The organism is Acinetobacter sp. ANC_7513, assembly GCF_056779915.1.
In genome coordinates this window covers 244,050-252,324 of record NZ_JBWYIW010000002.1, presented here as the reverse complement: position 1 = coordinate 252,324, position 8,275 = coordinate 244,050, and the positions used below count along the sequence as shown (strand labels likewise).

Below are 8,275 nucleotides of genomic sequence, written 5' to 3'. Positions count from 1 at the left end.
GATGGTAGTGTGGGGTTACCCATGTGAGAGTAAGTCATCGCCAGCTCATTATTCTAAACACCCCCTTCAATACAAGGGGGTGTTTTTTTATGCAGTAAAGAAAAAAATAAACAAATAAAATTAAGGGAAATGCATGGGTACGGAAAAATTAACTTCTAAATCGATGTCTTCACATAGTTAATTACAAGCGCAAAATATATCAATAAATACAAAAATGCCTGTATCGTTAACAGGCATTTTGAAAAGAGAATCAACGGATTATTACTGTTCTATATTGCTTGCCATTAAATTACCTTGTTCAGCTTCTCGCATGAAACGATCATGAGTTTCCTTGCTACGAACCAAGCCAGGCATTCGATATTCTGTATGACCGTAGTCATGAATTTTTGTCCAACGTCCTCCCCAAACTAAACCGACAGACTCAGCAACTTGACCATATAACTGATAGCCACGCATAGCCCAAGGATCACGTTCAGAAATAACGACTTTACCATCTCGCTTGAATGCGACATCAGCTGCTAAACCAAATTGGTGATAGCTACGGTATGCAGTCGCTAAAGTGGTTGCTTTATTCCGAGATAGGCTATTTTGTCGTGCAGGACTACGATAACCCTCTAGTAATACTAATTCATAGCCATGTTGTTCCTTCATAATTTTGAAGACCATAAGTAATCGTTGTTTATAGCGTGGATGCATCTTGTCCCACTTACGATTTACCATTGAAGTATCGAGATGACCATGAGAAAACTCTGAATTTTCTACATTAGGAATAGTTGTAGATGAAACAGAACCGCCAGTTTGAGCTTGATATTGTTGCTCAAGACGTACAGCTTCAACGATTGCTGCATCGACGAGACTTTCTTCAACCTCTGGTGGAGGGGAAAGAATTTCCCCATTTAATAAGTTATAAATTTGAGGATCAGCTTTCTTTAAATAGTTTGCTTCTATTTTTGTAGGATCAACGGGTTTTGTAAAAGCAAAAAGCATAATACTGCTAAGTAACAAAAAACCAGCAATGAGTATCCACCATTGCTGTAAGTGCCAATGCGTTTGAATTTGGTCTGCTGAAGCAGCATGATTCATTTCATGTGCAAATTTACGTGCGTTTAAAAGCTTTTTTTTACCTTGTGGTAATAAGCTTTGTGCAAAATCTATTACTTTTTGTCTTATCTCATAAGACATCAATAAAGTCAGTGCGATGATTAATATCACAAAACTGACAATGATAAAAAAAATCACGGTGCAGGTTCTTTAGCAGTTCGTGTGACTGAAACTTCTAAGCTGGCTACAGGAATATCAATATTTTCATCAGTGTCAGCTTTACTTTCAGCAACTTTATTTGCATTGGCTGTCGTAGGCTTAGACTCAGGCTTTTTTATGGTTTTCGGTAATGCTTCAGTTGTGGTCTTTTTTACTGGTTCTGCTTTAGGTGGAACTTGGGGAGTTTCGTTACTTAAAGGTTGCGCTTGATTAAAAGTTGATTCAAAGGGATTTTTACTTGAAGTCACTGGTTGAGTTGCTTGAGCAGAGTTTGTTTGCTGATGTTTGAAAATATTATTAAGCTCATTTAGCTTGGGTTGAGCTTGGTGATATTCATCAGGTTCAGATTGCTCGTTTTGATCAGCTTGAGTGACTCCTGAATCAATATTGGATAATTTATCATTTGAGTGTGTTGAATCTGTATCTGCTGCGTTAATCGGTTGGAAGCTTGGTTGATTTAAATAGGTATAAAAAGCTAAAGATGTGGCAGAGATACCAATTGCTACACCAATGATCCCACTTACTAGAGGCGAAATTTTTTTATTTTTTTTAGTAGGTGTAAGGACTCTAATATTTTTCTTTTCTTGGCTCATGTTGAATATCTTTTATGGTAAATGAATCGTTATGTGGGCCTGTTCAGCAGGTGCACTAATGACATTATTATATTGAGTCATGGCTTTGGTCTCTTGTTGACTGAGCATATAGCGAAGTCCAGAAAATGCCAATAATGCAAAGAGGAGTAAAAATAAGAGAATCCAAGCGAATGGAAGTTCTCTATGAATAATGTTTTTAATTTGATCAGGCAATGCAGCGAAAGGTGAAAAGAGGGCTTTTTTACCTTTTAAATAATCTATTTCATCGCCTACGCGTGCAACCAAATGATTTAAGCTTTCAATTGATTCAATACGGTATTTACCTTGAAAACCTAACAGTAAACAGTAGTGAAAAACTTCTAAAGCCGCTAAGCGATCTTTTCCACGAGTTCTAATTTTTTCTAATAAGTCAAAAAATTGATAACCTGCGAGTTGAGATCCAAATAAAGTTAACTGAAGAGGACTAATTAACCACGAATTTTGTAAATGGAAATAACTAGGGTCCTGTTGTGTGACAATCGTTTCATCAAGTAATGCACAAAATGCATATTTTGCATCATGGATATCCTCGGCTGAGAACTGCAACTTCTTCGCTTGTAATTCGAAACGTTGTAGTTGATCCATGATTTTTTGGCGAAATTCATCGACATTGTCAGGAACGTATTGGTTACGAATTAAAAAAACGATATAGAAACCGTCATGCATTAAATCAACCAAATTAGAAGACTGTGTCAATTTATTCTGTTGCTGTGGTGTAGAGCCTGCTCCAATCTGACCGTCATCGAACAGTGAAGGTGCTCCATTAGGCATATTCATATTTTTCTCTTCTCAATCTCTAGCCATTCATCACTGCGATGAGTTCAATACTGATATCTTGGAATCCAGCAGGTACATAAATACAGATGGTTTCAGACTCCAACATGCGTTGATAGAGTTCATGATGAGGTTCAATTTCAAAATAACTCACACCAGAGCGGACTGGAATCGCAGTAGGTACTTGCATCAAATGGTGAATCGGAATAGCAGGCAATGCAGAGACGACACGTTGCTCAACATCGACTGTTGTGCCCACTTTAAAACGTAGTGGGACAATTTGTACAAGTTCGTGTGTCTGCATCATTGAACTAGACACTGCAATATACAGACGAGATTCGCGAGTGATCTTATCTGACTCTAAGCTACCAACCCAATACGAAGGACGTATTTCTTTAAGACTGATATTGAAGTATCGACTTGAAATGATTGTGTCGAGTAACTCTCTTAAAATGACATCTAACTGCGCAAAGCTATCTTGTAAATTATGATGTTGATATTGAGGTAAATGTTCAACTTCATAGGCTGTTGAGAATGTCAGTAATGAGCCAGTCAATCTGAGTAATTCAAAAAATAAGCGTTCAGGGTGAATTTGGGGATGAGTCAATAAATGGCTGAGAGTTGCATGAGCAGTATTCAATGCATTCACTAGCCAAAATGAAACAATGTCACCTGATCTAAATTCAATTAATTTTTGTTCGTTTTCGCGATTGTTGGTTTGAATAGTTTTGATTTTTGCTTTAATGACATTCAAGGTACGTTTTAAATTAGCAACCAATGACTCACATGAAGCAATATGCAAAATTGGTGGAATAAATTTTGTATCAAGTTCAAAGCTTCCTGAACTATGACGCTTAATTTTTCCTATTGGCAAATATAAAAAACCATCCAGTTCATGAGGAGTATCATTCTGAGATTCCAGTAATTTCAGCTCAGCACGACGACGAATGTAAGTAATTTCAGCAGGTGTGGCATCTGTGAACAAATCATGAGTTTCATTCAGATACGAATGATATCGACTTGGTTGTGTCGAAGCCTCATGGGCGATATTACGCTTGTTTGGTTGAACGATAGGGAGCGCAAGAAAAATGGTCATTTCACCACGGAAATTGAGCTCATCGAGCAGTACGGGCTGAGGTAAAAGATCTCGCGAAGGAGCAGCGTAAATTTCACCATCTTGCCAAATCATTTCAATGTGCTCAATTGCTAGCACATGGGTCGTTAATTGAGATTCATCAAATTTGAGCTGTTGTACCCCATATGCGAATGGAATGGTGGCGCGAATAGTTTGATTTAAACGCTGTTCATGATAACTGTCTTGAATTTGAAAGTGCTGTGGTCTTAAAAACAGACCTTCACCCCACAGTACTTTTTCTGCTTTAAACATTGAGATTACCATTCATTAGATTCATTGCTATTTTTTACACCCAAGAGTTCATGGACTGATTCCAATGGGTTGTTATCGTTTTTAATAACTTGTGCGAGCCATTCATGAAGCGGCATTTGGCTCCATTTAATGGTTTTTTGAAGCATATAACTCACAGGACTATGTGGTTCATTTGCTTGAAAATAATCCGCAATATCTTTAAGCACCCGCATTGCTTGTTCACGATTTTGTAGATGACTTTGTGGTTGAGGTTGAAATGACTGTTGAGTTACTGCTGCTTGTATATTTGCTGTTGGAGCAGAATTTATATTTGAATTGTTTTCTTGGAATTGTAGGTCTTGATTCATGTCAGGAGTATCCTCAGACATTAAAAATGCATCTGCTTTATAAATTTTTTTCAGTGTTTTATGTATGTCTTCCAACTGAGAATCAGTATTTGCGAAACTTGGAGCATCTAATTGCATCAGTTGATCAAGTACTTGCTTGAGGGTATCCCAGTGCGTCAAAATTTCTAAAAAGAACTGATAATTGTTGTATTGGAAACTTTTTGAGGTATTAAATAAGCTTTGTTCGAATTGCTCGAGTTCTGGATGATTCTGAGAAGATCCATAATCATCAGCATTTTTTAATCTTACATTTTGTTGATGCAGTAATTTTTCATAATCATAGATTGAATAGAAAGGAGCTGAATTGATGAGTGGAACACGTTTAATCAAAGCAGGTAACTGAGAAGTCAAACCTTGCAATAAACCTAGACGTTGATCTAAATCATCATCTTCAATTTCAGGATGTATATCTTTCCAATAATTGGATAACATGCGATGTGAAAGCTCAAGGCTACGAGCGACTCCTTCGTAACCGTAGATTTGACTCCAAGCCTCGCTTAACCAAGTCAATAAACGAATATCTTTACTTTTTTGAGTCAGAACATCGATACATTTTGCCGAAACAAATGACCAATCTGCTTGTTTAGGTTCAGCTACCCAATCCCCCATATCTAAGAGCGGATCATCTTGAGTTTTCGCTTTCTTGATCTCATGAAATTCATTCGAAAAAGATAGATCTTCGCCACAGATCGCTTGATCTGAGATTGGTTGAAGTAGCTGTTTTATATCAATGTTCATATTAATTTATATACTCAAATAATTATGCTTCAACAATTTTCTTTTTGGTGGCTTTACGCTTTTTCGGTGCTGTTGTTGGATCTAATCGATACTCAATCACGTCATCTTTGCTATCAATTTGAATTAACTTAGGGACTTTGTTATCCGCCAAGGCGATCAATATTTGTGTTGCAAGTTCAGGTAAAACTGAAGAGTTTAGAATATTGTCGACATTACGTGCGCCACTATCGACTTCTGTACAGCGACTTAAGAGTAGTTCCACCAAATCATCCGTATACTCAACACGTGTTTGATATTGTTTGAAAATACGATCAGTAATTTTGCCTAACTTATGATGAATAATACGCACAAGTAGATCATCATGGAGTGGGAAGTAAGGCACGATACGCATACGCCCTAAGAAGGCAGGTTTAAACTGTTTATATAAACTTGGTTTTAAATGTTCAATTAAGTCTTCTGCCGTAGGCCATTCTTCTACAGGTTTAGTCAAACAGGCCTGCATAATTGCGCTTGAGCCAGTGTTAGAGGTCAATAAAATTGTGGTGTTTTTAAAATCGATAACACGTCCTTCACCATCTTCAAGTGTGCCTTTGTCAAAGACTTGGTAAAACAACTCTTGAACATCTGAATGTGCTTTTTCAATTTCATCTAACAAAACAACGCTATACGGATTGCGTCTAACAGCTTCAGTGAGGACACCACCTTGACCATATCCTACATAGCCTGGAGGCGCACCTTTCAATGAGGAAACAGTATGAGCCTCTTGATACTCAGACATGTTAATCGTGATGAGATGAGATTCCCCACCATACAGCTCATTGGCTAAAGCTAAAGCCGTTTCTGTTTTCCCTACACCACTTGGTCCAACCAACATAAATACCCCTTGAGGCTTGTTTGGATCTTCAAGTTTTGCTTTAGAAGTTTTGATTCCTTGAACAAGTTGATGCAGGGCATAGTCTTGCCCCATGACGCGTTGTTCCAGTTTTTCTTCTAAACTTAGAATTTGCTTAATTTCGTCATTGACCATTTTTCCTACAGGAATACCAGTCCAGTCTGAAATAATCTCATTAATGATTTGTGCATTAACACGTTCAAATACCAGAGGTTGTTCACCTTGTAATATTTTTAAATCGGATCTAAGTTGCTGAATCTGATTTTTAAAATCATTAATGTGTTCTTCATCTTTTAATTCAGAATTTTTTTGCTCAAGTGTTTTGATTTTTTGAACAATTTCTAGTTCTTGTTTCCACTTTTCAGTTGTGGCATTTAACTCATTTTCTATTTCAGTGATCGTATTTTTAAGATTGGAGAGGCGTTCGTCATGCTGTGGGAACTGATTATTCTCTTGTTCCAAAATATCTAATTCAAGCAATAAATTATGATGTTGAGCATGTAGCTGATCTAACTTTACCGGCTGAGCATTCTGAGTTAATGCCACACGAGCGGCAGCAGTATCTAAAACACTCACTGCTTTATCTGGGAGTTGTCGACCAGCAATATATCGATGTGAAGAATGAACAGCAGTCACAATGGCTTCGTCATCGATTTGAAGATTAAAGTGTTTAGCCATGACAGGAATCATGGCGCGAAGCATATCAATCGCAACCTCTTCAGTCGGTTCTTCAACTTTGACGACTTGGAAACGACGACTGAGCGCCGCATCTTTTTCAAAATATTGCTTATATTCAGCCCATGTAGTTGCAGCAATTGTTCTTAACTCGCCACGTGCTAAGGCTGGTTTAAGGAGATTCGCCGCATCATTTTGACCAGCTTGACCGCCTGCACCAATCAGTGTGTGTGCTTCATCAATGAAGATGATGATAGGATGAGCGGAACTTTGAACCTCTTGGATGACTTGTTTTAAGCGATTTTCAAACTCACCTTTTACACTTGCACCTGCTTGTAATAGACCCATATCAAGAACATGGATATGTACATTTTTTAATGCATCAGGCACTTGGTTGTTGGCAATCTTCAGCGCTAAACCTTCAACGACAGCAGTTTTACCTACACCTGGCTCACCTGTTAAAATAGGATTATTTTGACGACGACGCATCAGAATATCCAACATAAGGCGAATTTCAAACTCACGTCCAATGACAGGATCAATCCCACCGTTCAGCGCTTTTTGAGTCAAGTTAATGGTGTATTGATCTAGTGCAGGTGTTTTTGCATGAGATTCTGAACTTTGAATCGTATCCTGATCCTGAACATCATTTTGATGATCAGCTTGAGGGAGATGCTCTTCAATGCTAGCTTTACAAATTTCTATAAATTTGTGTTTCATCGTATCAATCGGGAACAGATCGAATAAACTCGATGCACGAAGCGCGATTTGATATAAATCTCCTGCAGTCAATAACGCAACTAATAAGTGCCCGCTACGGATGACTGGGGTTTGATCTGCGGAAGCAATAAGCCAAGCTTGTTCTAGCAGACGTACAATCGATTGAGCAAAAATAGGTGTACGCGTATTGCCTTTGGGCAAGTGCGAAATCGTTTCTTGTAAATCATCGATCAGTGCATTTTTAGAAATTTTATAGTGATCGAGCAAAATAGAGAGATCATTTTTTACGTTTTGATTTAATAATTCGAAGAGTAGATGTTCAATTTCAATTTCGTAATTTTGTTGATTAATACAATAATTTGCAGACTTTTCTAGTGCTGTTCTTGTCGTAGGAGATAGTTTTGTAATCAAAATTTTCAAGTTATTCATCAGAATTCTCTGTGTTCAAATTATTTATAGTTACTTAAAATAAACCTACATAACGTCTATTTTTAAGATTTTTAACGACTAAATATTTAATAAACAATAATTTTTAGTATGAAAAAATTCACCCATATTTTTTATTCTACCTAAATAAAGGTGATAAAAAAACTATCCTATAGTGTGAATCGTTTACAGAACTATATAATTTTGTAACTTAAAAAACTTAATTGTTTCTTTATTATAATGGTCATAATGTTGACTAAGTTTGCATTTATAAGTTTAAATTTTAATTAAATCTAATATATATAGAAGACATTGCTCTAAACATTGAGTGTGTTAAAAAATGATTTAGTGAATCATATAGTTAATGTAAATTTTATAATAAATG

The 8,275-nt window shown here is 36.8% G+C and carries 6 protein-coding genes; all 6 read right to left on the bottom strand.

What is annotated here, in order from left to right:
- Nucleotides 1-261: 261 nt before the first annotated feature.
- The 6 genes from AC1M9B_RS05155 to tssH are packed head-to-tail and all read right to left on the bottom strand — an operon-like array spanning nucleotide 262 to nucleotide 7,896.
- Entirely contained in the window at nucleotides 262-1,239 is a 978-nt protein-coding gene (locus AC1M9B_RS05155; RefSeq protein WP_481608696.1) for a M15 family metallopeptidase, read from the bottom strand.
- Nucleotides 1,236-1,853 (bottom strand): hypothetical protein, encoded by a 618-nt coding sequence (locus tag AC1M9B_RS05150; RefSeq protein ID WP_481608695.1) that lies wholly within the window; start codon nucleotides 1,851-1,853, stop codon nucleotides 1,236-1,238. The genes AC1M9B_RS05155 and AC1M9B_RS05150 overlap by 4 nt, the downstream gene beginning before the upstream one ends.
- Before the next feature lie 12 nt (nucleotides 1,854-1,865).
- Nucleotides 1,866-2,669, bottom strand: coding sequence for a type IVB secretion system protein IcmH/DotU (icmH, locus tag AC1M9B_RS05145; RefSeq protein ID WP_481592014.1), 804 nt, complete (start codon nucleotides 2,667-2,669; stop codon nucleotides 1,866-1,868).
- A gap of 19 nt (nucleotides 2,670-2,688) precedes the next feature.
- A complete protein-coding gene (tssK, locus tag AC1M9B_RS05140; RefSeq protein ID WP_481594548.1) occupies nucleotides 2,689-4,053 on the bottom strand; it encodes a type VI secretion system baseplate subunit TssK in 1,365 nt (454 codons plus the stop codon).
- Between the two features lie 5 nt (nucleotides 4,054-4,058).
- The gene (tssA, locus tag AC1M9B_RS05135) at nucleotides 4,059-5,177 is read right to left on the bottom strand and encodes a type VI secretion system protein TssA (RefSeq protein WP_481592012.1); all 1,119 of its coding nucleotides are present in this window, start codon (nucleotides 5,175-5,177) and stop codon (nucleotides 4,059-4,061) included.
- 22 nt (nucleotides 5,178-5,199) lie between these two features.
- Complete coding sequence (gene tssH, locus AC1M9B_RS05130; RefSeq protein ID WP_481588845.1) at nucleotides 5,200-7,896, bottom strand: type VI secretion system ATPase TssH; 2,697 nt, start codon at nucleotides 7,894-7,896, stop codon at nucleotides 5,200-5,202.
- Between the last annotated feature and the right edge of the window lie 379 nt (nucleotides 7,897-8,275).

Bases quoted from the DNA above. Each gene is read 5' to 3' on its own strand.
- AC1M9B_RS05150 (WP_481608695.1), bottom strand. From the start codon at position 1,853: ATGAGCCAAGAAAAGAAAAATATTAGAGTCCTTACACCTACTAAAAAA.
- tssA (WP_481592012.1), bottom strand. From the start codon at position 5,177: ATGAACATTGATATAAAACAGCTACTTCAACCAATCTCAGATCAAGCG.
- icmH (WP_481592014.1), bottom strand. From the start codon at position 2,669: ATGAATATGCCTAATGGAGCACCTTCACTGTTCGATGACGGTCAGATT.
- tssK (WP_481594548.1), bottom strand. From the start codon at position 4,053: ATGTTTAAAGCAGAAAAAGTACTGTGGGGTGAAGGTCTGTTTTTAAGA.